This window comes from Corynebacterium gottingense (assembly GCF_007559235.1).
Lineage (GTDB): Bacteria > Actinomycetota > Actinomycetes > Mycobacteriales > Mycobacteriaceae > Corynebacterium > Corynebacterium gottingense.
The window spans coordinates 128,001-152,336 of the sequence record NZ_VMHH01000001.1; the positions used below are offsets into that span (position 1 = coordinate 128,001).

The 24,336-nt window shown below is 66.6% G+C and carries 21 protein-coding genes; all 21 read right to left on the bottom strand.

What is annotated here, in order from left to right:
• Positions 1-16: 16 nt before the first annotated feature.
• Entirely contained in the window at positions 17-1,027 is a 1,011-nt protein-coding gene (whiA, locus tag FPH17_RS00620; RefSeq protein ID WP_154878298.1) for a DNA-binding protein WhiA, read from the bottom strand.
• 78 nt (positions 1,028-1,105) lie between these two features.
• Positions 1,106-2,080 (bottom strand): gluconeogenesis factor YvcK family protein, encoded by a 975-nt coding sequence (locus FPH17_RS00625; protein ID WP_154878299.1) that lies wholly within the window; start codon positions 2,078-2,080, stop codon positions 1,106-1,108.
• A 95-nt stretch (positions 2,081-2,175) separates the two neighbouring features.
• Positions 2,176-3,057: an RNase adapter RapZ gene (rapZ, locus tag FPH17_RS00630; RefSeq protein WP_095276437.1), complete on the bottom strand. Its 882-nt coding sequence runs from the start codon at positions 3,055-3,057 to the stop codon at positions 2,176-2,178.
• A gap of 76 nt (positions 3,058-3,133) precedes the next feature.
• On the bottom strand, positions 3,134-5,206 hold the full coding sequence (gene uvrC / locus FPH17_RS00635; RefSeq protein WP_154878300.1) for an excinuclease ABC subunit UvrC: 2,073 nt from the start codon (positions 5,204-5,206) through the stop codon (positions 3,134-3,136).
• 36 nt (positions 5,207-5,242) lie between these two features.
• Positions 5,243-5,776: a PH domain-containing protein gene (locus FPH17_RS00640; RefSeq protein WP_095276431.1), complete on the bottom strand. Its 534-nt coding sequence runs from the start codon at positions 5,774-5,776 to the stop codon at positions 5,243-5,245.
• Positions 5,777-5,854: 78 nt separating this feature from the next.
• A complete protein-coding gene (gene ribH, locus FPH17_RS00645; RefSeq protein ID WP_095276428.1) occupies positions 5,855-6,340 on the bottom strand; it encodes a 6,7-dimethyl-8-ribityllumazine synthase in 486 nt (161 codons plus the stop codon).
• A gap of 125 nt (positions 6,341-6,465) precedes the next feature.
• The gene (gene rpe, locus FPH17_RS00650; RefSeq protein ID WP_154878301.1) at positions 6,466-7,143 is read right to left on the bottom strand and encodes a ribulose-phosphate 3-epimerase; all 678 of its coding nucleotides are present in this window, start codon (positions 7,141-7,143) and stop codon (positions 6,466-6,468) included.
• A gap of 10 nt (positions 7,144-7,153) precedes the next feature.
• Positions 7,154-8,659: an RsmB/NOP family class I SAM-dependent RNA methyltransferase gene (locus FPH17_RS00655; protein WP_154878302.1), complete on the bottom strand. Its 1,506-nt coding sequence runs from the start codon at positions 8,657-8,659 to the stop codon at positions 7,154-7,156.
• The gene (gene fmt / locus FPH17_RS00660) at positions 8,656-9,588 is read right to left on the bottom strand and encodes a methionyl-tRNA formyltransferase (protein ID WP_154878303.1); all 933 of its coding nucleotides are present in this window, start codon (positions 9,586-9,588) and stop codon (positions 8,656-8,658) included. Before fmt ends, FPH17_RS00655 begins: the two co-directional genes overlap by 4 nt.
• 108 nt (positions 9,589-9,696) lie before the next feature.
• A complete protein-coding gene (locus FPH17_RS00665; RefSeq protein WP_154878304.1) occupies positions 9,697-11,706 on the bottom strand; it encodes a primosomal protein N' in 2,010 nt (669 codons plus the stop codon).
• Between the two features lie 19 nt (positions 11,707-11,725).
• On the bottom strand, positions 11,726-12,940 hold the full coding sequence (gene metK / locus FPH17_RS00670; protein ID WP_238397081.1) for a methionine adenosyltransferase: 1,215 nt from the start codon (positions 12,938-12,940) through the stop codon (positions 11,726-11,728).
• A 141-nt stretch (positions 12,941-13,081) separates the two neighbouring features.
• A complete protein-coding gene (gene coaBC / locus FPH17_RS00675) occupies positions 13,082-14,308 on the bottom strand; it encodes a bifunctional phosphopantothenoylcysteine decarboxylase/phosphopantothenate--cysteine ligase CoaBC (protein ID WP_154878306.1) in 1,227 nt (408 codons plus the stop codon).
• Positions 14,309-14,408: 100 nt separating this feature from the next.
• Positions 14,409-14,708: a DNA-directed RNA polymerase subunit omega gene (gene rpoZ, locus FPH17_RS00680; protein WP_144717015.1), complete on the bottom strand. Its 300-nt coding sequence runs from the start codon at positions 14,706-14,708 to the stop codon at positions 14,409-14,411.
• Between the two features lie 16 nt (positions 14,709-14,724).
• On the bottom strand, positions 14,725-15,318 hold the full coding sequence (gene gmk, locus FPH17_RS00685) for a guanylate kinase (RefSeq protein ID WP_154878307.1): 594 nt from the start codon (positions 15,316-15,318) through the stop codon (positions 14,725-14,727).
• Between the two features lie 2 nt (positions 15,319-15,320).
• Positions 15,321-15,644, bottom strand: coding sequence for an integration host factor, actinobacterial type (gene mihF / locus FPH17_RS00690; protein WP_095276401.1), 324 nt, complete (start codon positions 15,642-15,644; stop codon positions 15,321-15,323).
• Between the two features lie 302 nt (positions 15,645-15,946).
• Positions 15,947-16,771 carry an orotidine-5'-phosphate decarboxylase gene (gene pyrF, locus FPH17_RS00695; RefSeq protein WP_154878308.1) on the bottom strand — a complete coding sequence of 275 codons (825 nt, stop codon included), beginning with the start codon at positions 16,769-16,771 and terminating at the stop codon, positions 15,947-15,949.
• The gene (carB, locus tag FPH17_RS00700) at positions 16,761-20,117 is read right to left on the bottom strand and encodes a carbamoyl-phosphate synthase large subunit (protein ID WP_154878309.1); all 3,357 of its coding nucleotides are present in this window, start codon (positions 20,115-20,117) and stop codon (positions 16,761-16,763) included. Before carB ends, pyrF begins: the two co-directional genes overlap by 11 nt.
• Before the next feature lie 33 nt (positions 20,118-20,150).
• Positions 20,151-21,344, bottom strand: a complete 1,194-nt coding sequence (carA, locus tag FPH17_RS00705; RefSeq protein WP_154878310.1) for a glutamine-hydrolyzing carbamoyl-phosphate synthase small subunit — start codon at positions 21,342-21,344, stop codon at positions 20,151-20,153.
• Between the two features lie 9 nt (positions 21,345-21,353).
• Positions 21,354-22,670 (bottom strand): dihydroorotase, encoded by a 1,317-nt coding sequence (locus FPH17_RS00710; protein WP_154878311.1) that lies wholly within the window; start codon positions 22,668-22,670, stop codon positions 21,354-21,356.
• On the bottom strand, positions 22,671-23,591 hold the full coding sequence (locus FPH17_RS00715) for an aspartate carbamoyltransferase catalytic subunit (protein ID WP_154878312.1): 921 nt from the start codon (positions 23,589-23,591) through the stop codon (positions 22,671-22,673).
• Position 23,592: 1 nt separating this feature from the next.
• Positions 23,593-24,201 (bottom strand): bifunctional pyr operon transcriptional regulator/uracil phosphoribosyltransferase PyrR, encoded by a 609-nt coding sequence (pyrR, locus tag FPH17_RS00720; RefSeq protein WP_154878313.1) that lies wholly within the window; start codon positions 24,199-24,201, stop codon positions 23,593-23,595.
• Positions 24,202-24,336 lie beyond the last annotated feature (135 nt).

Here is a 24,336-nt window from a genome sequence, read left to right on the forward strand (position 1 = left end):
GAGTTGTGATGTCGTTTTACTTCGCGTTCGAGGCGTCGTCGTCCGGCTCGCCGCGCTCGGCCTGCTCAACCGCGGCCTGCGTGTTCGGGATCCCCAGTTCTTTCGCTTCCTTGTCAGCCAGGGAGAGCAGGCGGCGGATGCGACCTGCGACGGCGTCCTTGGTCATCTGCGGGTCCGCGAGCTTGCCCAGCTCCTCGAGCGAGGCGTGGCGGTGCTCCACACGCAGATACCCCGCCTCCGCGAGGTGCTCGGGCACGTTGTCGCCCAGGATCTCCATCGCGCGCTCCACGCGGCGCGCTGCCGCGGCCGCCGCCTGTGCGGACCTGCGCGTGTTCGCGTCGTCGAATGTTGCCAGCCGCTGCCCCGAACGCGCGCGCAGCTGCTTCCGCTTGCGCTTTTCGTCCCACTCCAGGCGAGCGAGCGGTGCGCCCATCCTGCTCAGCAGGATGGCGATCGTCTCCCCGTCGCGGACGAAGACTCGCTCGATGCCACGCGTCTCCTTCGTCCGCGTCGCCACGTCAAGCCGGTGCCCCAACCCGACGAGTGCCAAGGCGGCAGTTTCCTCAGGGCACGCCACCTCGAGCGCCGCGGTGCGCCCTGGCTCAGTGAGCGAGCCGCGGGCGAGGAACGCCCCGCGCCAAGCAGCCTCCACATCCGCGATCGGGCCGGAGATGATAGTGTGCGGCATACCTTCCACGGGATGCCCGGAGGCCGTGACCAAGCGGAGCTTCCGCACAACCTCGCGCAACCCGTCGGAAACGGTCACCACGCACTTGCGTTCCTTGCTCGCGGAACCGGGGGCGATGACCTCGAGCGAGGTCGCGACACCGGTGGTCGCGTCAAGCAACTGCTGCAATCGCTCGGCGACGGGGTGCTCGGCAAGTTCAACGCGCAGGACCGTACCGTGTGGCGTCTGCTCGTACGCTCCGGCGTACCGGATCATCGCCGTTGCTTCCGCAATCTGCGCGCTTGCCTGGGTGACGCGTACGCTCAGCAGCTCATCTTTGACTTTCGCGGTCAGCGCCACCGTGGTCCTTTCCCTTCGCAGTTGATATCTCGCAGGCCTCTCGCTTCGCACCGGGGCCAGGTGTACCGACGTCTGATTCTAGCGTGCCCGGTACAACTCCAAAATTGCCGTTGCCAACTTGTCCGGGTCGTGCTTCTCGGCCTGCTTGCCCTCCGGCACGGGGTGGTGGACGTCACGGAACGCGATTTTTGCGCCGAGCCGTTCCGCGGCGCGCTGGAGATGCGTGCGCTCCCCCTCAGATGGGCTGATGTGGTTGTCCGCGACGAGGTAGTCGACCTGCAGCTCTGGCGCGTGTTGGCTAAGGACGTGGATGTGACGCTCCGTACTAAAGCCCGGGGTCTCCCCGGCCTGCGGCAGAAGGTTGAGCATTACCACGACCATGGCGTCCGTCTTGTTCAGCGCAGCGACGATCTCCGGAACCAGGAGGTGCGGGAGCACGGACGAAAACCAGGAGCCTGGCCCGATGGTGACGATGTCCGCATCCCGAATCGCCGCCACGGCTTCCGCGGAAGCTGCGGGCTGCTCGGGCAGCAAGCGAACCCGCCGGACAGCACCAGAGGTGGACGCCACCGCCGCCTGACCACGCACGGAACGGAGAACGCGGGGGTCATCATCAAGCCCGGAGACATCCGCCTCGATGTCCAACGGCTGTGAGCACATCGGGATCACTCGGCCCGCGGACCGCGTCCACTTCGCCACAATGTCCAGCGCGGTCTGCATGTCGCCGAAGCGCTCCACCAGGCTCACCAGCATGAGGTTTCCTAGCGGATGTCCCGCCATCACACCGTTTCCCCCGAAGCGGTGCTGCAGCGCCTCGCGCCACAGCTCCCCGTCCTCGTCGTCCGCAGTGAGCGCGGCCGTGGCCATGCGCAGGTCTCCGGGCGGGATGATGGGGAACTCACGGCGCAAGCGGCCGGAGGAGCCACCATCATCGGCGACGGTCACGACGGCGTTAATGTCCGTCGCTTGCGCACGCCGCGCAGCCAGCAGTGTTTGATACAGACCATGACCGCCACCCAGGCAGGTGAACGCAAGGCGTTCGCTCGAGCTCATCGCGGTCTCCTTTCAACGGGGAAGCTATGAAGAATTGGATACGGCAAGGTGGCGGGCCCTCTGACCCGCCCACCCAGTGTGGTTGCGCTGCAGCGCTAGTTTCTGCAGAGGTCGCGGTGCAAGACGTTGACTTCCAGGCGTGGCTTCTGCTGCAGCCGCCGGCCGATTTCCTCTGCGACCGCGACGGACCGGTGGTGCCCGCCCGTGCACCCCACCCCGACGGTGATGAAGTCCTTGCCCTCGTGCTGGTAGCCCTCAAGCGTGCTACTGAGCAGTCGCACAAAGTTGTCGATGAACGGTTCCGCGTCCTCCCGGCTCAGCACGTAGTCCGACACCGGCTTGTCCACGCCACGGAACTCGCGCAGCTCCGGCACCCAGTAAGGATTCGGGAGGAAGCGCACGTCGAGCACGATGTCCGCGTCGCGCGGCGAGCCGTGTTTGAACCCAAAGGATTCCAGTGTGACGTGCTGCTTCCCGGTCGCAAGCTCGCCTATCGACGCCTCAATCGAACGCCGCAGGTCGTGCACCGATTGATTGGTCGTGTCAATGATCACGTCGGCGATGTCGCGCACCGGCTCGAGCGCCTCGCGCTCACGCTCGATGCCGTGCTGCAGCGTGTCCCCATCCTGGAGCGGGTGGGTGCGCCGCACCGAGTCGAACCGGCGGATCAGCACGTCATCACGCGCCTCGAGGTACAGGATGAACGGGGCGAACCCGAGCTTCTTGATCTCCGAGATCGTATTCATCAACGAACCGTTGAACTTCCTCGCGCGCACGTCCGTCACCACGGCGAGACGCGACACCGGGGAATCCTTCGCGGTCGACATGCCCACCAGCTCCAGAATCAGCTGCGGGGGCAGGTTCTGGGACACGAAATAGCCCTTGTCCTCAAAAATCTTCGCAGCGGTGGAAAGCCCGCCGCCGGACAAGCCGGTAATGATGACCGGGTGGAGCGGTTGGTCCTGGTGCTGAGTCATACGGCCATCCTAACGGAACTCGGACCGCGCCTGTCCCAGCCTGTCCCAGTCCGCGGAGGAACTTGCAGTGAGGTGCTCATTCTCCCTTGTGCAGGTGCTCGTAGATCGTCGCGGCCAGCTTCGGCCCTACGCCGTTGACCTCTTCGATTTGCTCCACGGACGCCGCTTTCATCTTCTTCACGCTGCCAAAGTGCTTGACCAGCTCCGACCGTCGGGAGGACCCCAGGCCAGGGATCGCGTCCAGGGCGGAGGAACGCATGCGTTTGGAGCGCTGCTGGCGGTGGTACGTGATGGCAAAGCGGTGGGCCTCGTCGCGGATCTGCTGGAGGAGATACATTCCCTCCGAGTTGCGCGGCAGGATCACCGGCTCGTCATCGTCCGGCACCCAGATTTCCTCGAGGCGCTTGGCCAGGCCGATGAGTTGGACATCGACCACGCCCAGCTCGTCGAAAATTGCCTGCGCGGCATCGACCTGGGGCTTGCCGCCGTCGACGATGAACAGCTGCGGCGGATACGCGAACCGCTTGTTGTTGGTCGTCTCCACCTCGGAGGCTTCCTCCGCAAACATCACTGGGGCAGACTCCTCGTCCGGGTTGGCCAGCTTGTCCTCGTTGTAGCGCTTGAAGCGGCGGCTGGTCACTTCGGCGATCGAGCCGATGTCGTTGGAGTGACCGTCGCCGGCGGCTTCCTTGATGCGGTAGCGTCGATAATCTTGCTTCTTGGGCAGGCCATCCTCAAACACGACGAGCGAGGCCACCACGTCGGTGCCCTGGATGTGCGAAATATCCGTGCACTCCATCCGAAGCGGCGCCTCCTCCATGCCAAGCGCGTCCTGGATGTCCTGGAGCGCCTGGGAACGGGCGGTGAGGTCGCCGACCCGCTTCAGCTTATGCTGGTGCAGCGCATCGGCGGCGTTCTTGCGCACGGTCTCCATCAGGGCCGCCTTGTCACCGCGCTGCGGGACGCGGATGTTCACCTGTGCGCCGCGCAGGCCCTCGAGCAGCTTCGTGACTTCCTCTTCCTCGTCCGGCATCGCGCACACGAGGATCTCCTTGGGCACCGGAACTGGCGAGCGCACCTCCGCGTGCGATTCCTGGTCCACGCCGCGGCGTTTGATGGTCTCCGCGGCCCGCCGGGCGTCCTCCGCCTGCTCCTGCTTTTGGCGCTCCACCGCGTCGGAGTAGTACTGCACGAGGAAGTTCTGCACGAGCACGGGCAGCGCAGGATCTGGCCCATCCCCGTCGAGGCGCTCCGCGGAGCCGGGCTCGTCGCCAGACTTCTCCACCACCCAGCCGCGCTGCGAGCGGATGCGGCCGCCGCGGACGTTGAAGATCTGCACCGCGGCTTCCAATTCGTCCGTATCGAAGGCGATGATGTCCGCATCCGTATCGGGGCTGAGCACGACCGTTTGGCGCTCCATGACCTTTTTGACGGCGCCGAGGTCGTCGCGAAGCCGCGCGGCCTTCTCAAACTCGAGGTGCTCAGCGGCGGACTCCATCTGCGCAGTCATATCGCGCACGACCTTGTCCGTGTTGCCGGACATAAACCCCATAAAGCCAGCAACGATGTCTTCGTATTCCGACTCGTCGACCCTGCCCACGCAGGGCGCGGCGCACTTGTCGATGTACCCAAGCAGGCAGGGGCGCCCCAACGTCTCGTGGCGGTTATACACTCCGTTGGAACAGGTGCGGATGGGAAACACCCGGGTGAGCAGGTCAAGTGTTTCGCGCACTGCCCACGCGTGGGAATACGGGCCGAAATAGCGCACCCCCTTCCGCTTGGGCCCGCGATAGAAGAAGGCTCGCGGGTACCGCTCGCGCACGCTCACGGCGAGCATCGGGTACGTCTTATCATCCCGATACATCACGTTGAACCAAGGATCGAACCTCTTGATCCACGTGTACTCGAGCTGGAGCGCCTCCACCTCGCTGGCCACCACGGTCCACTCCACCGAGGCCGCGGTGAACACCATCTGCCTGGTGCGCGGGTGCAGGTGCTCGGGCGGCTGGAAGTAGTTGTTCAGCCTTGCGCGAAGGCTTTTAGCCTTGCCCACGTACACGACACGCCCGTTCGCGTCGCGGAACTTATACACTCCCGGCTCCGTCGGAATGGTCCCTGGGGCCGGGCGGTAGTCCTTCGGGTTCGCCACGTGGGCGCTCCTCCTTCACACATCGGCGACAGGAGGTTAATCCTGCGGCATGTACTTCGCTTCAAGCTCTCGGAATTGGCCAACGGTGCGCAACGCGCTCTCCTTGTCTCCGGATTGGATGGCCCACAGCGGGACGTACTCAAAGTCCGGGAGTTCAAGGCGCGCCATGCGGGCACCCTTGGGGAACGAGAGTCCGTAGACCACGAGCCAGGGGTAGAACCTCGTCCCGATGATGTTGGAGACCTCCACGCCGTCTTCATTAGCGCGAACGCGGGGGCGGGTCAGGAAGTACCAGGACAAGGCGGAGATGATGAGTCCGACGCCGATGAACGCGAACTTGTCCACGCCGGTGATGGCCACCCCGGTGAACTTCACGTCCACGACGGCCGACATAAAGATGTGCACAGCCATCACCACGATGATCCAGACGATGGCCACACGCCTGAGAAACGGCGACTTCGCCGTGAATTCCCACGGCTTGGACGACGTCACCGCGTGGGGGTCGAGAGCGTTAAGGTACGCGAGTTCTTCGTCGCTGAGCTTCCTCGATTGGGTTGTATCCTCCGACACTCGCTTCTCCCTTTCCTGCCTCGTCTATAGGTGTGCTGCGTTGGGGTACCAGGAACCTGCTACGGGTCCCTTCGGATACTAGTCCCGCTCGTGCAGCGCCCGTACTTTGCCCAGCTCGACGGCGGCGCTGAGCGCGGCTCGTACGGCCAACGCTCCCCTGTCTTCTTTCGCGTCCTCGCCACCGGAGCGCTCGTAGGCCTGGTCCTCGTCCTCGACGGTGAGCACACCGTTGCCCACCGGGGTGCCCTCGTCCAGCGACACCCTGGTCAGGCCGCTGGTTACGGAGTCGCACACGACCTCGAAGTGGGCCGTCTTGCCGCGGATGACGCACCCGAGGGCGACCACCGCGTCGTAGCGGCGCGCGCACGCCTGCGTCACCACGGGGAGCTCCATCGCGCCATCCACGAGGTACTCATCTGCCTTCGCCCCGAGCTCGCGCGCGGTATCCCGCGCGCGCTCGCGCATCATGTCCACAATGCGTGCGTTCCAGCGGGTCGCCACAATGGCGAGGGTGTATCCCTCAGCGTTCGGGGAATAATCCTCCGGCGCACCGGAAGCGGTCATGCGTACAACACTCCTTCAACGCGCGTACTGCGCGAGGCGTAGGTCCCGAGCCGGCGCCCGTCGCAACGCGCGCGCCCTGGGATGAGATGGGTTTTGCGACAGACTGACAGGGTTCAGGATACGTGTCAACTCGCGGAACCGGGACCGCTGGCCGCCTCCTGTGCCAATTCGCGCAGTCGCTCCACCGCCTGCGCAGGATCGTCGGCGCCGAACACGGCGGAGCCCGCGACGAACGCGTCGACGCCAGCCTCCGCGGCTTGGGCGATGGTCGTGTTGCCGATTCCACCGTCGATGCCGATGATGGTGTCCAAGCACTCTGCGGCAATGTGGTCGCGCAACGTCATCACCTTGCGCAACACCTCGGGCATAAACTTCTGCCCGCCAAAGCCGGGCTCCACGCTCATCACCATGACCTGATCAAACTCCGACACCGAGTCGAGGTACGGCTCGATCGGGGTGCCAGGCTTGATGGCAAAGCCAGCCTGGACGCCGAGCTCACGGCACTGGCGCGCCGCGGCAACGTGGTCCCTGGTCGCCTCCACGTGAAAAACCAGCCGGTCGCCGCCCGCCTCGACGTAGGTGGAGAACCACCGCTCCGGCTCCTCGATCATCAGGTGCATGTCCAGGAACTGGTCGGTGACACCGTTGACGGCTTTGGTCACGTCGGGCCCGAACGAGAGGTTGGGCACGAAATGACCGTCCATGATGTCCACGTGGAGCAGGTCTGCCGAGGGGACTTTCCGCACGTCCGCGCCAAGATTGGCGTAGTCGGCGGCCAGGATGGAGGGGGCGATGTAGATCATGCCACCAAGCCTACTTCTTGCGCAGGACCGCGAAGAACATCGCGTCGGTGCCGTGCCGGTGCGGCCACATCTGCACGCTCGGAAATTCGCCGGTGTGCTCCATTCCGCAGGCGAACCCGGCGGCGTCGAGTTCCTCAACCCCGCCGTCGCCCAGCGCCGCGTCGACGACACCGCGCGTCTCCCGCAGGTCCGGTGAGCAGGTGGAGTACACGATGACGCCGCCGGGGCGCGCGAGGCGAATCGCGGAGGCAAGAAGCTCCGATTGCAGGGTGGTCAGCTCAGCGATGTCTCGCTCGGACTTGGTCCAGCGCGCCTCCGGGCGACGGCGCAGTGCGCCAAGACCGGAGCAGGGGGCGTCGACAAGCACTCGGTCGTAGCCCGGTGCGAGACCAGGATCGCGGCCGTCCGCGGTGTGGACGCGGACCGGGAGACCGTCGGTTGCCTTGCGGACGAGCTCGGCACGGTGCGCGCTGCTCTCCACGGCGTCGACCGACGCGCCGTCAATGCGCGCGAGCGCGCCCATCAGCGCCGCCTTGCCGCCGGGGCCTGCGCATAAGTCAAGCCATTTACCTTGATCTCCCTCGACGGGCACCTCGGCGACGGCGCGTGCGATGAGCTGCGAGCCCTCGTCCTGCACGGCGGCGAGCCGCTCACGAACTGGCTCGAGCTGACCGGGATCACCCTCATCGAGGTACACCGCGTACGGGGAGTATGTCCCTTCCTCCCCGCCGATGCTCAGTGCCAGCTCCTCGGCGGAGAGCTCGCCGGGCCGGGCGACCAGGTGCACGGTGGGGCGAGCCGAATCCGACTCGAGGGCGCGCTCCAGCTCGGCTAGCTGGTCGGGCGAGGATTCGCTGTCGAGCCCGAGCGCGGCGAAGAAGGAGCGTGCGATCCAGGCCGGGTGCGCGTGGCGGAACGCCGCCGCCTCCAGCGCGCCGGAGGGCGTGAGCCGGTCAAACCACTGCTGGGGCGTGGAGCGGTCGACCGTGCGCAGGATGCCATTGGCAAAGCCCTTCGCCTTACCTTGACCGGCGGCCTCGACCAGCCGCACCGACGTGTCCACCGCCGCGTGCGAGGACACCCGGGTGTAGAGCAGCTGGTAGGTGCCCAGGCGAAGCGCCGCCAGCACCCGCGGGTCGATCCGGTCCAGCTCACGCGAGGAGTTCTCCGCGATCACCGCGTCCAGCACACCCTGTGTGCGCAGCGCACCGTACGTCAGCTCGGTGGCAAACGCCGCGTCGCGCCCGGAGATCTTGCGCTCCCGCAGCAGCGCCGGCAGCGCCAGGTTCGCGTACGCGCCCTCCTCGCTCACGCGGAGCAGCACGTCAAAGGCCGCCTCTCGCGCCGCGTCTCCGGTACGCGTAGCGGGCCCCCGCTTGCTGGCGCCACCACGCCGGCTCGCCTGGCCGCGGCGGTCACCCCGGCTGTTCTTCTGCCCCTTGCGCTCGGACTCCTGGTTGCGCGCCGACTCCTGGCTGCGCCGCCCTGCGGAGCGGGATCGGAATCCTCCGCTCATGCGAACACCACTCCCTGCTCAATCTGCGCCGGCTGTAGGCCGCGGCCCCAGTCGGCGGCGTTCATCCGCTTCTTTCCCGGCGGCTGGATCGTGCCCAGCACCACGTCCTGCGTCGCGGTGCCCACGACAACCCGGTTCTTTTCTACCCGCACCGCGCCGGGAGTGAGCGTGTCTTCGCCGGTAAGCGCGACGGGGCCCAGCTTGTAACGGTCGTCGCCCACCGTCGTCCACGCGCCGGGGCCCGGGGTGTGGGCGCGCACGGCGCGGTCGATGTCGGCGGCGGCTGCGGACCAGTCCACGCGGGCGTCGGCAGGCACGATCTTGGGCGCGTAGGTGGCCTCCCCCGATTGCGGTGTGGGTGTGACCGTGCCATTTTCGAGCCCCGTCATGGTGTCCACGAGGAGGTCCGCACCGGCGTAGGCCAGGCGCGTGAGCAGATCGTCGGCGGTGTCCTCCGCGCCGATGGTCTCGGTGATGGTGCCGAGGACCTCGCCGGTGTCCAGACCTTTGTCGATGCGGAAGGTGCTCGCGCCCGTCTCCGCATCACCCGCGAGGATCGCGGACTGGACCGGCGCCGCGCCGCGCCACCGCGGCAGGAGCGAAAAGTGCAGGTTGACCCACCCGTGCCTCGGTATGCCCAACATGTCCTCGGGGATGAGATTGCCGTACGCCACCACCGGGATTGCGTCAGGCGCCAGCGCCGTGAGTCGGTCCCGAATCTCCTCGTTTTCGCGCAAGCTCTCCGGTGCCAGGACCTCGATGCCGTGCTCGACCGCGAGCGCCTTGACCGGCGAGGGGTGCAGCGTACGGCCGCGCCCGCGCCGCGCGTCGGGCCGAGTGAGCACCGCCACGACCTCGTGCTGTGAATCAATGAGTCGCTGCAACGCCACCACCGCTGGTTCCGGGGTGCCGGCGAACACTAGCCGCATATCCTTCTCCTCCCCCGGTCGCCCGGGCTTATCGACGTCACCGCCCCCGCACCACTCGTGCGCCGCAGGCAGCGTTTGCCCGCCCAGTCTACTGCTCCTCCGCGGCGCCTAACCCACGTCTATCGGGTTGACCTGAACGCGCAGGGGAAGGGTCTGCCGCCGCGCCGCCCGGTTGATCAGTCCGGTGCGGAGCGCCGTACCAAGCGCGGCGCGGCCATGGAGCGGTGAGCGCACGAGCATCCGCTGGGCCGGGCCGTACTCGCCCCGGTCCCATTCACCCGGGACGTCGATCCCCGGCGGGAGGTCGACCGGCCCGAGCACCTCCGCGTGGTCCGGCAACTCCACGTTGCCAAAGAAGTCGTCCAACGCCTTGCGCGGCGCGTCCACCACAGCGATGTGCACCGCGGGCGGGAAGCGTGCGTCCCGCCGCTGCGCCAGCTCGAGTGCCGCGTGCCCGCGGGCGTCCCACCGGATCAGATGCTGCACGACCGGGAGCGACGGCTCCGCGACCACGACAACCTCGCCGCCGTCGGCGTGCGGCTGCACGAGCGCGGCAGCGGCCGCCCACTTGGCGTACGTGTCCTCCACCGCCCGCAGGTCCGGCCGCTGCAGCAGCGCCCACACGTCCAGCAGCACAGCCGCGCCGTAGCCTCCTTCCGCGACCGGCTCAGCCCCCGGGGTGGCCACAATGATCGCCGGCTCCGCGGGCACGGCATCCAGGACCTTGTCGCCCCACGACGTGCGCACCCGGAACTGCGCGAACGCCCTACCAAGCTCCTCCGCCGTGCGCTCGGTGCCCAGCACCATCGCGCGCACCCGTTTCGACCCGCACTCCGGACACACGTGCGCCGGGTCCATGCGGCCGCACCACCGACACGTCGGCGCCGCCGCCTCGCCGCCAGCGGGCAGGCCGAGCGGGCCGTTGCACCACCTGCAGCGCGCCGGCGCGCGGCACTGCCCGCAGGCCAGGGACTGGATGTAGCCGGTGCGCGGGACCTGGAAGAGCACGGGCGTCCCGCGGCGCAGCGCAGCGCGCGCAGCCATGAAGGCCGCCGACGGCATCCTTGCCTGCCGCGCCCGGGGGTCCCGCTCCATAGCGGCGTCCGAGTCCCCCGCCGCGTGGATGCGTGGGCTGACCTGCCGGAGCACCGCCCGCGGGGCGAGCAGCTCGTGCATCCAACCGCGCTCCACAAACAGCTGCGTTTCCGCGGTCCGCGCATACCCGCCGATGATCAGCGGCACCTGCTCCTGCGCCGAGCGGGTGGTGAGTACTTCGCGTGCGTGAGCGTAGGGCGCGCGGGGGTCAACCAGGCTCTCGTCCCCATCGTGCATGAGCACTATCAACCGCAAGTTGCGCACGGGGGCAAACGCCGCCGAGCGGGTCCCAACTACGATCCGGCCCTGGCCGTGCAAGATCGAGAGGTAGCGTGAGTACCGCGCCTGCGGCCCCTGCTTCGCGGTGAGCGTGGTCACCTGGCGCGCCGAAACATGCTCGCGCAGCGCTGCTTCGCACCGTTCCACGTCGCGCTGGTCGGGCACGACGACGAGCGCGCCGCCCCCGCTGAGCGCGACCTTCACGGCGAGCGCCCCCACCGTCGCGGCCCAGTCCTCTCCAGGCACGACCTGCCAGGCGGCGCGTGCGAGTTTCCCGTCCAGGACTGCGTCCACAAAGCTCTCCCCGTAATGATAGGAACTCCACGCAGAGAGGTCTGGCTCGGTCGCCTCCCCCAGCTCGCCCCAGGGTGTCGACGTATCGGTCTCCTCGGCTTTGGCGTGACGCGCCGGAATGGCGGAGCGGTAGATGTCGGAGCGGACGCCGGCGTAGCGCTGCGCGAGGGCGTCGATAAGCAAGCGCAACTGCTCTGGCGCGACGACCTCCGGTGAGATGACGCGCTCGATGAAGCGAAGGTTCCCCTCGTGCGAAGAAACCGCAGTGCGCTCGAGCACGATCGCGTCCACCAGCCGGCCCGCAAAGCGGATCCGCACCCGCACCCCGGGCTGCGCGGCTTCGGAGTCGCCCTCCGTGACCAGGTAGTCGAAGGGGCGGTCCAGCTGCGCCAGGCCCAACATCGGCAGCACCCGCGCGACGGGGTACTGGGCTGCGGGCGAAGACGACATGCTGCCCGAGTTTAGCGCACTAGCTGGCGGCGGCCTTGAGCTCCTCCGCCTTGTTCAGCTGCTCCCACGGCAGCTGAACATCGGTGCGGCCGAAGTGCCCGTACGCTGCGGTTTGGGCGTAGATCGGGCGCAGCAGGTCAAGCTCGCGGATGATCGCGGCAGGTCGGAGATCAAAGACCTTCTCCACGGCCTGCTGGATCGTGGCATCCGTCTGCCCCTCGGCGGCGGTGTCGAAGGTCTCCACGTACAGGCCCACCGGGGTGGCGCGGCCAATGGCGTACGCCACCTGGACCTCGACGCGCTCCGCCAGGCCCGCGGCGACGATATTCTTGGCCACCCAGCGCATTGCGTACGCGGCCGAGCGGTCCACCTTTGAGGGGTCCTTGCCCGAGAACGCCCCGCCGCCGTGGCGAGCCATGCCGCCGTAGGTGTCCACGATGATCTTGCGGCCGGTCAGACCGGCGTCCCCCATCGGGCCGCCGAGCACAAACGAGCCGGACGGGTTCACCAGCAGCTTCGTGTCCGGCGTGTAGTACTGCTCCAAACCGGCGTCCTTGACTACCCACTCGAGCACCTCGGTACGCAGGGCGTTGCGCAGCGCATCGCCGGTGAAGTCCGGGTCGTGCTGCGTGGAAATTACCACCGTGTCCAGCGCGACAGGGGTGTTGCCGTCGTAGGCAAAGGTGACCTGGGTCTTGCCGTCGGGGCGCAGGCCCACCACTTTGCCCATCTTGCGCACCTCGGTGAGCCTCCGCGCAAGGCGGTGCGCGGTGGAAATGGGAAGCGGCATGTACTCCGGCGTTTCATTCGTGGCGTACCCAAACATGAGGCCCTGGTCGCCGGCACCGGCCTGATCGTTCGCCTCCGCGGAGGACTGCTCGCGGACCTCCTGCGAGGTCGACACGCCCTCCGAAATTTCCAGCGACTGGTCACCGATCGCGATGTTGACGCCGCACGTACGCCCGTCGAACCCCACTTCGGACGACGTAAAGCCGATGCTGACCAGCTTGTCGCGCACGATCTTCGCAATGTTGGAGTACGCCGTCGTGTTGACCTCGCCCACCACGTGCACCTGTCCGGTGGTGACCAGAGTCTCTACAGCCACGCGCGCTGCGGGATCCTGCGCGAGTATGTCGTCCAGGATGGCATCTGAGATGGCATCGCAGATCTTATCGGGGTGGCCCTCGGTCACCGACTCGCTGGTGAACAAACGGTAGTAAGGATCAGTAGACAAAATGGTCTCGCTTTCGGTGCAGCACTGTTTCGTATCTCATCGCCGTGCAGGCTAAGCGCGAGCGGGGCGAACGCTTATCGACGCCACCTCGCCCCACGCGAATGAACACCACGATAGACCAAGCTGTCTAAGTTGGCAACGTTATGCTTCCGTGTCGTGCCCCGCGGCCTCAATCGCGCTCCAGATCTGCGCCGCGACCTCGTGCTTGGTGCCGTCCTCAATCGTGGCGACCCCGCCGTCGCGCGACAGCAACCACCCCGAGTTCCGGGCTTGCCCAAAAACCTTGCCGCCCGAGACGTCGTTGACCATCAGGAGGTCCGCACCCTTGCGTGCCAGCTTTGCCTTCCCATACTCCAGCGCGTTATCCGTCTCAGCCGCGAACCCCATAATCGCCGCCGTCGTCTCCCCGTTGTCACGCATGTCAACGAGCCCACGCAGAATGTCCGGGTTTTCTACCAGCTCGATGCGCTCTAGCGACGCATCGGCCTGCCCCTTCTTCAGCTTCGAGGTCGCCTCGTGCGCCGGCCGGTAATCTGCCACGGCGGCGGCCATGATCACCACATCCGCCTCGGGAGCACGCGAGCGCATCTCGCGCTCCATGTCGCGGGTCGAGGTCACCCGTACCACGTCTGCACCAGCCGGGGTCTCCAGCGCCTCCGTGTTTCCCGCAACCACAGTGACCTGCGCGCCCTTGTGCGCGGCAATATCGGCCAGTGCAAAGCCCTGGCGCCCGGAGGACCGATTACCCACGTACCGGACCGGGTCGATGTTTTCCTGCGTGCCCCCGGCGCTGACCAGCACGCGCTTGCCCTCCAGCGGGCGGCCCAGCGGCCCGGTCGTGGCGACCGTGCGCGCGAGCTCCGCAATCGCCTGAGGCTCGAGCAACCGACCGGGGCCAGAGTCCTTCCCGGTCAGCCGCCCGTGCGCGGGCTCCAGGACCGTCACCCCGCGGCTGCGCAGCGTGGCCACGTTCGTTTGCGTGGCAGCGTTGTGCCACATCTCCGTGTGCATCGCCGGTGCCACGACGACGGGGCACGTGGCCACGAGCACCGTCGCGGTCAGGAGGTCGTCCGCGCGCCCCGCTGCAATGCGCGCGATCACGTCCGCAGTCGCCGGGGCCACCACGATCAGGTCAGCCTCCTGACCAATGCGAACGTGCTGCACCTCGTCGACCCGCTCGAAGACACCGGTGTCCACCGGGTGCCCGGACAGCGCCTCGAATGTGGCGGCGCCGACGAAGTTGAGCGCGTTGGCGGTCGGGACCACGCGGACGTCGTCCCCCGCCTCTTTGAAGTCTCTGATCAGGTGGCAGGCTTTGTATGCCGCGATACCGCCGGCGACGCCGACGACTACGTTGCGTTGACTCATGGTGGCCTAGTCTACGCAAACGGCACCACCCGCAAACCCAATGCAGGCTTGCTCGGTGGTGCCGATTCGATTTCTCAGGCGACGCGGGGCCGCCGAGGCGTTACTGGCCCTCTTCGTGCTCGAGGAGACCAGCCTGGATCTCACGCAGCGCAATGGACAGCGGCTTCTCCCCCGCCTCCGGGGTGACCAGCGGGCCGACGAACTCAAACACGCCGTCCTCGGAATCCTGGTAGAAGCTGTTGATCTGGCGTGCGCGCTTCGCGGCGAAGATAACCAGTGCGTACTTGGACGACACCTTGGTCAGCAGCTCATCAATCGGAGGCGCAGTAATGCCTTCGGGTGCGTCGTAGGACTTGTCCTCGGTAGCTTCCGGGGCTGCCTGCGACGGTTCCTCAGTAATGTTGCTCACTAAAAACCTACTCGCTTGTGTTGTTGTTCGATGTATTCATCAGGATGCTGGCAATTGCCGCGACGGCCGAATCCACGTCATCGTTGACCACAACGCTATCAAACTCATCCTGAGCGTTGAGCTCTTCACGAGCCGTGGTGAGACGACGCTGAATCACGTCCTCGGTCTCGGTGCCACGCCCGGACAGGCGCTGCACCAGAATCTCCCACGATGGCGGGGCAAGGAACACCGTTCTTGCCTCCGGCATCAACTGCTTGATGTTGCGAGCCCCGGCGAGGTCAACCTCCACGAGCACGGGGCGACCGGCTGAGAGGGCCTCACGCACCGGACCGGACGGGGTGCCGGAACGCTGCAGGCCGCCGTGAATGTCGGCCCACTCCAGCATCTCCCCCGCGTCAATCCGGCGCTGGAAGTCATCAGCGCTGACGAAGAAGTAGTCCTCCCCGTCGACCTCGCCCGGGCGGGGTGCCCGGGTGGTCATGGAGACGGAGAAGTAAAGATCCGGGACGTCGCTGACAAGCCGCCGCACCACTGTCGATTTCCCTACAGCGGAGGGCCCGGCCAGGACGACCAGGCTCCCACGCGGCGCTGTCTCAGTCATCTCTAGTCCTCGGAGAAGCCGAAGCGCTCCAGCAGGGCGCGACGCTGACGCTCGCCCAGGCCGCGCAGACGGCGGGTCTGTGCGATTTCCAGCTCTTCCATGATCTCGCGGGCCTTGACCTTGCCCACCTTCGGCATCGCCTCGAGCAGTGCGGAGACCTTGGTCTTGCCGATGATCTCGTCGGACTCAGCCTTGTCCAGCACGTCCTTGAGGTCGGTGTCGCCGCGCTTCAGCGAAGCCTTCAGCTCTGCGCGCTGCTTACGTGCCTCTGCCGCCTTGGCAAGTGCTGCCTTACGCTGCTCATCAGTCAACTGTGGAAGTGCCACTGGTTCCTCCATGTGTGTAGTAGTACGTATCGGTCCAGTTCTACCGAAACCGTCAAGCCGAGTCCACCACACGAATCCACAGGGCCGTTCAACAGCCCGAATGCCATCCGTGCAACTCTCAGTTCTGGCTAAGTGTAGCACTGGGTCAGATCCTCCGCGCCGACGCGCGCCGGGGAGCGTGCCCCGGCCACCGCACCGCAACCGCGGCCCGATGCGTCAAACGATTTAACCACGTCAACGCGTTGACGGAACTAAACTACCAGGGTTTTTGCCCAAAAGCGCAAACGACCCCGGCAAAGCTCCTATTTTGCCAGCTCACCGGCCCGGCCGCGAAGTTTCCCCACGTCAGGGCCAGCACTGAGCACGGACCGCGACACGTTCGGAAACACCAGCCGCGCCTGCGCGCCGGCGATGCGCGCCACGTCATCCATCGTGGCACCCTGCGCGCCCACCCCGGGCATGAGCACCGGCGCGTTGAGGCGCTCGAGCAGGGGCGGCTTGCCGACGGTCGCGCCCACCACGACACCGACGTGACCGACGCCGGATTCGGCATCGCCGTTGTACGCCGCGCACCCGTCGACCATGTACTGGGCGATCGTGCGGTCGTCGATAACCGAGCTCTGGAACGCCTCCGCCTCCGGATTTGAGTTCGCGGCCATGATGAATACGCCCTTGCCGTGCTCGCCGGCCAACTCGATGGCGGGCTCCAGCGAGCCGACGCCGAGGTACGGCGTCAGCGTGACCGCGTCGGCCTCCAGCGGAGCTCCTGGCTCCAGCCAGGCGGCCGCGTAGCCGGCCATGGTCGAGCCGATGTCGCCGCGCTTCGCGTCCGCCACCGAGAGGGTGTCGCGCTCGCGCAGCGACGCCAGCGTCTCCTCCAAGACCGCAAAGCCGCGCGCACCGAAGCGCTCAAAGAACGCGACCTGCGGCTTCACCAGGGCGACGTGCCCGGCGAACGCCTCGACGCAGATTTCCGCGAAGCGGCGCAAGCCGTCAACGGAGTCTGGCAAGCCCCACTGCTGCAGCAGCGCGGCGTGCGGGTCGATGCCGACGCACAGCCGACCGTGGCGCTCGCCCGCGGCGACGAGACGATCGGCGAACCCGGGCTGCGGGGCGCTACTCGGCATCGGCGCTCGCCTCTTCCTTGGCTGCATGCTCGAGCTCCTGCAGGCTCATCACAGTGATCTCGTTGTCCCGGATCGCCTCGATGCCCTGCACGGCCGCGGTCACGCCCTGCACCGTGGTCATGATCGGCACGCCAGCGACGACAGCCGCCGCGCGAATGTCGTAACCGTCATGGCGGGCACCGGAGGAACCGGCCGGGGTGTTGAGGATCAGGTCGATCTCGCCGTCATTAATGCGGTCCACAATCGAGGTTCCCTCGCCGCCCTCGCGCACCTCGGAGGCCTTCTGAGCGACCTCGCACTCGATGCCGTTGCGGCGCAGCATCTGGGCGGTGCCGGCCGTAGCCACCACCTTGAAGCCCATGGTGTACAGGCGCTGGATCGGGAAGATGAGGGTGCGCTTGTCGCGGTTGGCCACCGAGACGAAGACAGTGCCCTCCGTGGGCAAGGCGCCAAACGCTGCGGTCTCCGCCTTCGCGTACGCCACGCCGAAGGACGGGGCAAGGCCCATCACCTCGCCCGTGGACTTCATCTCCGGGCCGAGGATGGTATCCAGCAGCGAGCCGTCTGGGCGTCGGAAGCGCGTGAACGGGAGGACCGCCTCCTTCACCGCGATCGGGTGCTCAAGCGGGAGGGAGCCGCCGTCGTAGTCCGACGGGATCAGTCCCTCCTCGCGCAGCTGCGCGATGGAGGCGCCCATCATGATGCGCGACGCGGCCTTGGCCAGGTGCACGCCCGTCGCCTTCGACACGAACGGGACGGTGCGCGAGGCGCGCGGGTTTGCCTCGATGACGTAGAGGATGTCGTCCTTGAGCGCGAACTGCACGTTCATCAGGCCCTTGACGCCGATCCCGTGCGCCAGTGCCTCCGCGGAGCGGCGCACCTTGGCAATGTCGTCCGGGCCGAGTGTCATCGGCGGCAGCGCGCAACCGGAGTCGCCGGAGTGGATACCGGCCTCCTCGATGTGCTCCATGACGCCGCCGAGGTAGACCTCGTCGCCGTCGCACAGCACGTCCACGTCGATCTCGATCGCGGAGTCCAGGAAGCGGTCTACCAGCACCGGGTGGTCCGGCGACAGCTCGGTGGCGCGCTCAATGTAGTCGTGCAGGCTCGCCTCGTCGTAGACGATCTCCATGCCGCGGCCGCCCAGCACGTAAGAAGGGCGCACGAGCACCGGGTAGCCGATGCCGTTGGCCACCTCGCGCGCTTCGTCGAAGGAGGTGGCGGTGCCGTAGGCAGGCGCCGGCAGGTTCGCTGCGGTGAGCACGTCGCCGAACTCGCCGCGGTCCTCCGCCAGGTCGATGGCTTCCGGGCTGGTGCCCACGACAGGCACGCCGGCATCCGCAAGCCGCTGCGCCAGGCCCAGCGGGGTCTGGCCACCAAGCTGGACAATCACGCCAGCCACCGTGCCGGACGCCTGCTCGGCGCGGTAGATCTCCATAACGTCCTCGAACGTCAGCGGCTCGAAGTAGAGGCGGTCTGCGGTGTCGTAGTCGGTGGAGACGGTCTCCGGGTTGCAGTTGACCATCACCGTCTCGTAGCCAATGCGCGACAGCTCAAGGGCCGCGTGCACACACGAGTAGTCGAACTCGATGCCCTGGCCGATGCGGTTCGGGCCGGAGCCGAGGATGATGACCTTCTCGCGGCCAGTCTCGGCGACCTCGGACTCCGCGTTCGGGTCCATCTCGTAGGCCGAGTAGTGGTACGGCGTCTGCGCCTCGAACTCACCCGCGCAGGTGTCCACCGTCTTGAACACGGGGTGGATGTCCAGCGACCAGCGCAGGGAGCGCACGCCGTCTTCGCCGGCCAGCTCCGGGCGCAGCGCGGCGATCTGGGCGTCGGACAGCCCATACGTCTTGGCCTCGCGGAGGAGGTCGGCGTCGAGCACGGGGGCGTCGGCAAGCGTGCTCCTGAAGTTCACGAGCGCCTGCAGCTCGGCGAGGAACCAGGGGTCGATACCGCTGGCCTCGTGCACGAGCTCGATCGACGCGCCGAGGCGCAGGGCCAGCTCGACGTCGTACATGCGCTTGTCCGTCGGCGTCTTCAGGTCATCCAGCACGGCGTTGAGGTCCTGCTCGCGGCCTTCCGCGAAGTACTCGTCGGGCTTGGTCCAGAAACCGTTCGGCTTGTCCTCCATCGAGCGCATGACCTTGTTCAGGCTCTGGATGTAGTTGCGGCCAATGCCCATTGCCTCGCCGACCGCCTTCATGGAGGTGCCGAGGGTGTCGTCGCTGCCAGGGAACTTCTCAAACGCAAAGCGCGGCATCTTGGCAATGACGTAGTCCAGGGTCGGCTCGAACGCCGCCGGGGTTTCGCCGGTGATGTCGTTGGTGATCTCGTCGAGGGTGTAGCCGATGGCCAGCAGCGAGGCGATCTTTGCAATCGGGAAGCCAGTGGCTTTCGACGCCAGCGCGGACGAGCGCGAGACGCGGGGGTTCATCTCGATGGTGATGATGCGGCCATCGTCCGGGTTAACCGCGAACTGAATATTGCAGCCGCCGGTGTCCACGCCGACCTCGCGGATGATCGCGATGCCCTGGTTGCGCATGGTCTGGTACTCGCGGTCGGTAAGCGTCAGCGCAGGCGCCACGGTCACGGAGTCGCCGGTGTGCACGCCGAGCGCGTCAACGTTTTCGATGGACGCGATGACCACGACGTTGTCGTCGCCGTCGCGCATGAGCTCCAGCTCGTACTCCTTCCAGCCGAGGATGGATTCCTCGATGAGCACGTTGGCCTCCGGGCTGGCCTCCAGGCCGCCACCGGCGATTCGGTCCAGGTCCTCCATGGAAAACGCCAGGCCGGAGCCGAGCCCACCCATGGTGAAGGACGGGCGCACGACGACGGGCAGTCCCAGCTCGGCGACGGTCTCGTGGACCTCGTCCATGTTGAAGCAGACTCGGGAGCGCGCAGACTCGCCGCCGATCTTGGCAACGATGTCCTTGAACTTCTGGCGGTCCTCGCCGCGCTCGATGGCGTCGATATTTGCGCCGATGAGCTCCACGCCGTGCTTGGTCAGGATGCCCTGGCGGTCCAGCTGGATCGCAGCGTTGAGGGCGGTCTGTCCGCCGAGGGTTGCCAGGATGGCGTCAACCGGGGTGCCCTGTTCGGCCTCGCGGGCGAGGATCTTGTCAATGTATTCGGGCTCGATCGGCTCGACGTAGGTGTGGTCGGCGAACTCCGGGTCGGTCATGATAGTGGCCGGGTTGGAGTTGATGAGGGTCACGCGCAGGCCCTCCTCCTTAAGCACGCGGCACGCCTGGGTACCCGAGTAGTCAAACTCGCAGGCTTGACCGATGACGATTGGCCCGGAACCAATAACCAGGACGTGGTTGATGTCGTTGCGTTTCATCGTGAATTCTCCCTTGTGTTTCCTGGTTCCTGGTTACTGTGCGTTCGGGCTGTGCTGCTGCATGAGCTCGATGAACTGATCAAACAGCGGGTTCGCGTCGTGCGGTCCGGCGGCAGACTCCGGGTGGAACTGCACCGAGTAGGCCATGCCGTTATCCAGCGCGACGCCCTCCACGGTGTCGTCGTTCAGGCAGGTGTGCGACACCACGGCCGAGCCGAAATCCGTGTCGAATTTCTCGCCCACGCCAACGCCGTCCGGCGCCTTCAGCGCGAAGCCGTGGTTTTGCGAGGTGATGTCAATCTTGCCGGTCAGGTGGTTCTTCACCGGCACGTTGATGCCGCGGTGGCCGAACTTCATCTTGAAGGTCTCCAGCCCCAACGCGCGGCCGAGGATCTGGTTGCCAAAGCAGATGCCAAACAGCGGCAGCTTCTGCTCGAGGACCTTGCGGGTGATGTCCACCATCTCGTCGGCGGTCGCCGGGTCGCCCGGGCCGTTGGAGATGAACACGCCGTCCGGGTTGTACTGAGTGATCTCCTCAAAGGGAGTGTTCGCAGGCACGACGATGGTCTCCACCCCGCGCTTGGCCAGGTGGTTCGGGGTCGCCGTCTTCACGCCCATGTCGTACGCCACGACGGTGAAGCGCTTCTCCCCCTGCGCCTTGACCGTATACGGCTCATCCGCGCTGACCTCGGCGGACAGGTCGGCTCCAGCCATGCTCGGCTGCTCGTTTACCAGCGCCACAAGCTTATCGACGCTCTGTGCAGCATCCTCCCCCACAAAAATGCCAGCCGGAATGGAGCCGAAATTGCGCAGGTGGCGCACCACGGAGCGGGTGTCGATACCGCTGATGCCCACGATGCCCTGGTTGCGCATCTCCTCTTCCAACGAACGCTCCGCGCGCCAGCTGGAGACCCGCTTGGATAGGTCGCGGATGATCAGGCCGGCAACCCAGATGCGGTTGCCGCGGGACTCATTGTCCTCGTCGTTCCAGCCGGTATTGCCAATCTGCGGTGCCGTCATCACGACGATCTGGCGGTGGTAGGACGGGTCCGTCATGGTCTCCTGGTAGCCGCTCATGCCAGTGGTGAAGACGGCTTCGCCGTACACCGGCTCGATCGTCGCGGAGTCCTGCGAGTCGCGATCAGCCGAGACGGCGCCAAAGGCGGTTCCGCGGTAGACGTTGCCGTCTCCGAGCACGAGTGCCGCAGGGATTCGAGATTGAGTCATGGTGGTTCCTTACTTCGTGCTGGTTGTGGTGTCGCTTGGGGTGGCGCGGTAGGTCACCTCGCCGCGCAGCAGCGTCAGTGCCACGCTAGTGGAAAACTCGGTGCCCTCGTAGGGCGTGTTCGAGGCCTTCGAGCGGAGCTCCTCGCCGTGTACGGTCCACGCGGCTCCCGGGTCAACGAGCACCAGGTTCGCGGGCTCGCCCTCCGCAATCGGCCGGCCCTGGTCAGCCAGGCGGAGGATCTCCGCGGGGCGCTCGCTCATTACCTTGGCCACAAAGCGCCAATCTGCCAGCCTGGATTCGACGAAGACCTTGGCAATGATGGCCAGCGAGGTCTCCAGCCCGAGCATGCCCGGCTTCGCGTGTTCGAACTCCACGCACTTATCCTCGGAGCCGTGCGGCGCGTGGTCAGTGGCCACGACGTCCACGGTGCCGTCGAGCAGTGCGTCGCGCAGCGCGACCGTATCGCGGGACTCGCGAAGCGGCGGGTTGACGCGGAAGACGCCGTCGTAGGTTTCCAGCTTCTCGTCCGTGAGCAGCAGGTGGTGCGGGGTAACCTCGGCGCTTACCGCGATGCCCTGGGACTTCGCCCACCGCAGCAGTTCCACGGTGCCCTCAGTCGAGGCGTGGCAGATGTGCAGGCGCCCGCCGTAGTCACGCGTCATGATCACGTCGCGTGCCACCACCGATTCCTCGGCGACGCGCGGCCAGCCGCCCAAACCGAGTCGTGCGGCCACCTCGCCCTCGTGCGCGACCGAGTCCGCGGTCATGCGGTGGTCCTCGGCGTGCTGAGCCAGCAGGACGTCGTACGCCTTCGCGTACTCCACCGCGCGGCGCATCACCTGCGGGTTGTTGACGCACTTGCCGTCGTCGGAAAACATCCGCACGTGGCCGCGGCTCATCAGGCCGATCTCGCTGAGCTGCTCACCTTGAAGCCCCTGCGTGATCGCGCCAACCGGGTACACGTCGCACTTCCCGTAGGCCTGGCCCTTTTCCCACACGGCGTCAGCCAAAAACGGCTGATCAATCACCGGGCTGGTGTTCGCCATAGTGAACACCGCGGTGAACCCACCCTTCGCAGCGGCGTCCGAGCCGGTGGCGATGGTCTCGGTGTCCTCGCGGCCCGGCTCGCGCAAGTGGACGTGCATGTCCACCAGGCCCGGCAGAAGCACCTTCCCCTGCGCGTCGATGACCTCGGTGTCCTTGACGCTCTCGGCGTCGTTGGCGCCGAGGTCGGTGCCGATGGCGGTGATCACGCCGCCGTCGATAAGCACCTGCACCTCGTCCTCGCCGTACGGGCGCACGTTCTTCAACAGAATCTTTGCCATTTACTTTTCCTCTCCCGCAAGCAGCGTAAACAGCACGGCCATGCGCGTGTAGACACCGTTGGTTACCTGCTGCAACACCGCCGTGTTCTGGCGCTCCGCAACAGCAAAATTGATTTCCATTCCGCGCAGCATCGGGCCCGGGTGCATGATGATCGCGCCGTCCTTCATGCGGTCCGCGCGAGCCGCGCTCAGCCCGTACAGCGAGGCGTACTCGCGGTGCGAGGGGAAGAAGCCGCCGTGCATGCGCTCGGCCTGCACGCGGAGCATCATTACCACGTCCGCGTCCGCAACCTCCGCGTCCAAGTCGTAGGCCACGCGCGCTGGCCAGTGCTCGACCCCGGTGGGCAGCAGGGTTGGCGGCGCGACCAGCACGACCTCCGCGCCGAGCAGCGTGAGCAGGTCAACGTTGGAGCGGACCACGCGCGAGTGCACGATGTCGCCCACGATGACCACCTTGCGCCCGGCGATCTCGCCGATGCGCTGGCGCATGGTCACCGCGTCCAGCAGGGCCTGGGTCGGGTGCTGGTGCTTGCCGTCGCCGGCGTTGATGATGCTGGTCTCCGGCAGCCACTGTGTAAGCAGCTTCGCGGCACCGGATGCGGAGTGGCGCATGATGATGGCATCGGCGCCGACCGACTGCACCGTGAGCGCCGTGTCTTTGAGGGACTCGCCCTTCTTCACCGAGGAGCTGGAAGCGGAAATGTTAATCACGTCCGCGCTCATCCACTTGCCCGCGGTCTCAAACGAGGAACGCGTGCGGGTGGAGTTCTCGTAGAACAGGGTGAAGATGGTGCGCCCACGGAGTGTGGGCAACTTCTTGATGTCGCGGCCGTCCAGGGCTTCCTTGAAGCGGTCGGCCTCATCCATGATCGCGATGGCGTCGTCGCGGGTGAGATCCGCGATGTCAACGAGGTGTTTCATGCTACTTCGCCTCTCCTTCGGCGGCCGGTGCGGTCCGGCTGAGCGTGACCGCGTCGCGGGCATCAATCGGCGTGAGCGTGACGGACACGTCCTCCGTGAGCGCGGTCGGAATGTTCTTGCCCACGTAGTCGGCGCGGATGGGCAGCTGCCTGTGCCCCCGGTCCACCAGCACCGCGAGCTGGATCGCGGCCGGGCGGCCAATGTCGCGCAGCGAGTCGAGCGCTGCCCGGATGGTGCGACCGGAGTATAGGACGTCGTCCACGAGGATCACCGTCGCGCCGTCAAGCGGCGCGGGGATGCTTGTGGGGCGCAGCGCGCGGTGCGGCTTGTCGCGCAGGTCGTCCCTGTATAGGGTCACGTCGAGACTTCCAACGGGGACCTCTACGCCGGAGAATTCCTCGACGGACGCAGCGATCCGCTTTGCCAACGGCACGCCCCCGGAGGGGATGCCAAGGAGCAATACTGGCGACGCCGGTGCGTCGCCCGCCTCTGACTTCAGCGCCGAATCCAGCGCCGTCTTTTCAATGATCTGGTGCGCGATGCGTGCGATTGTGCGCGCGACGTCGTCTGCCGTCAGCAGCTCTACGGTCGCGCGGTTATCTTCACTCATCATGCCTCCTTCCCCGCCTCACAGTGCGGAATTTAAAGGATGCTTGTCTGGTGCATGCAATATTCACAATGTGCCGTCTTCTCAAATACCCCTGGGCGCATCAGCGCCTAGGGTGGAGACTGACACAGAGTCTAG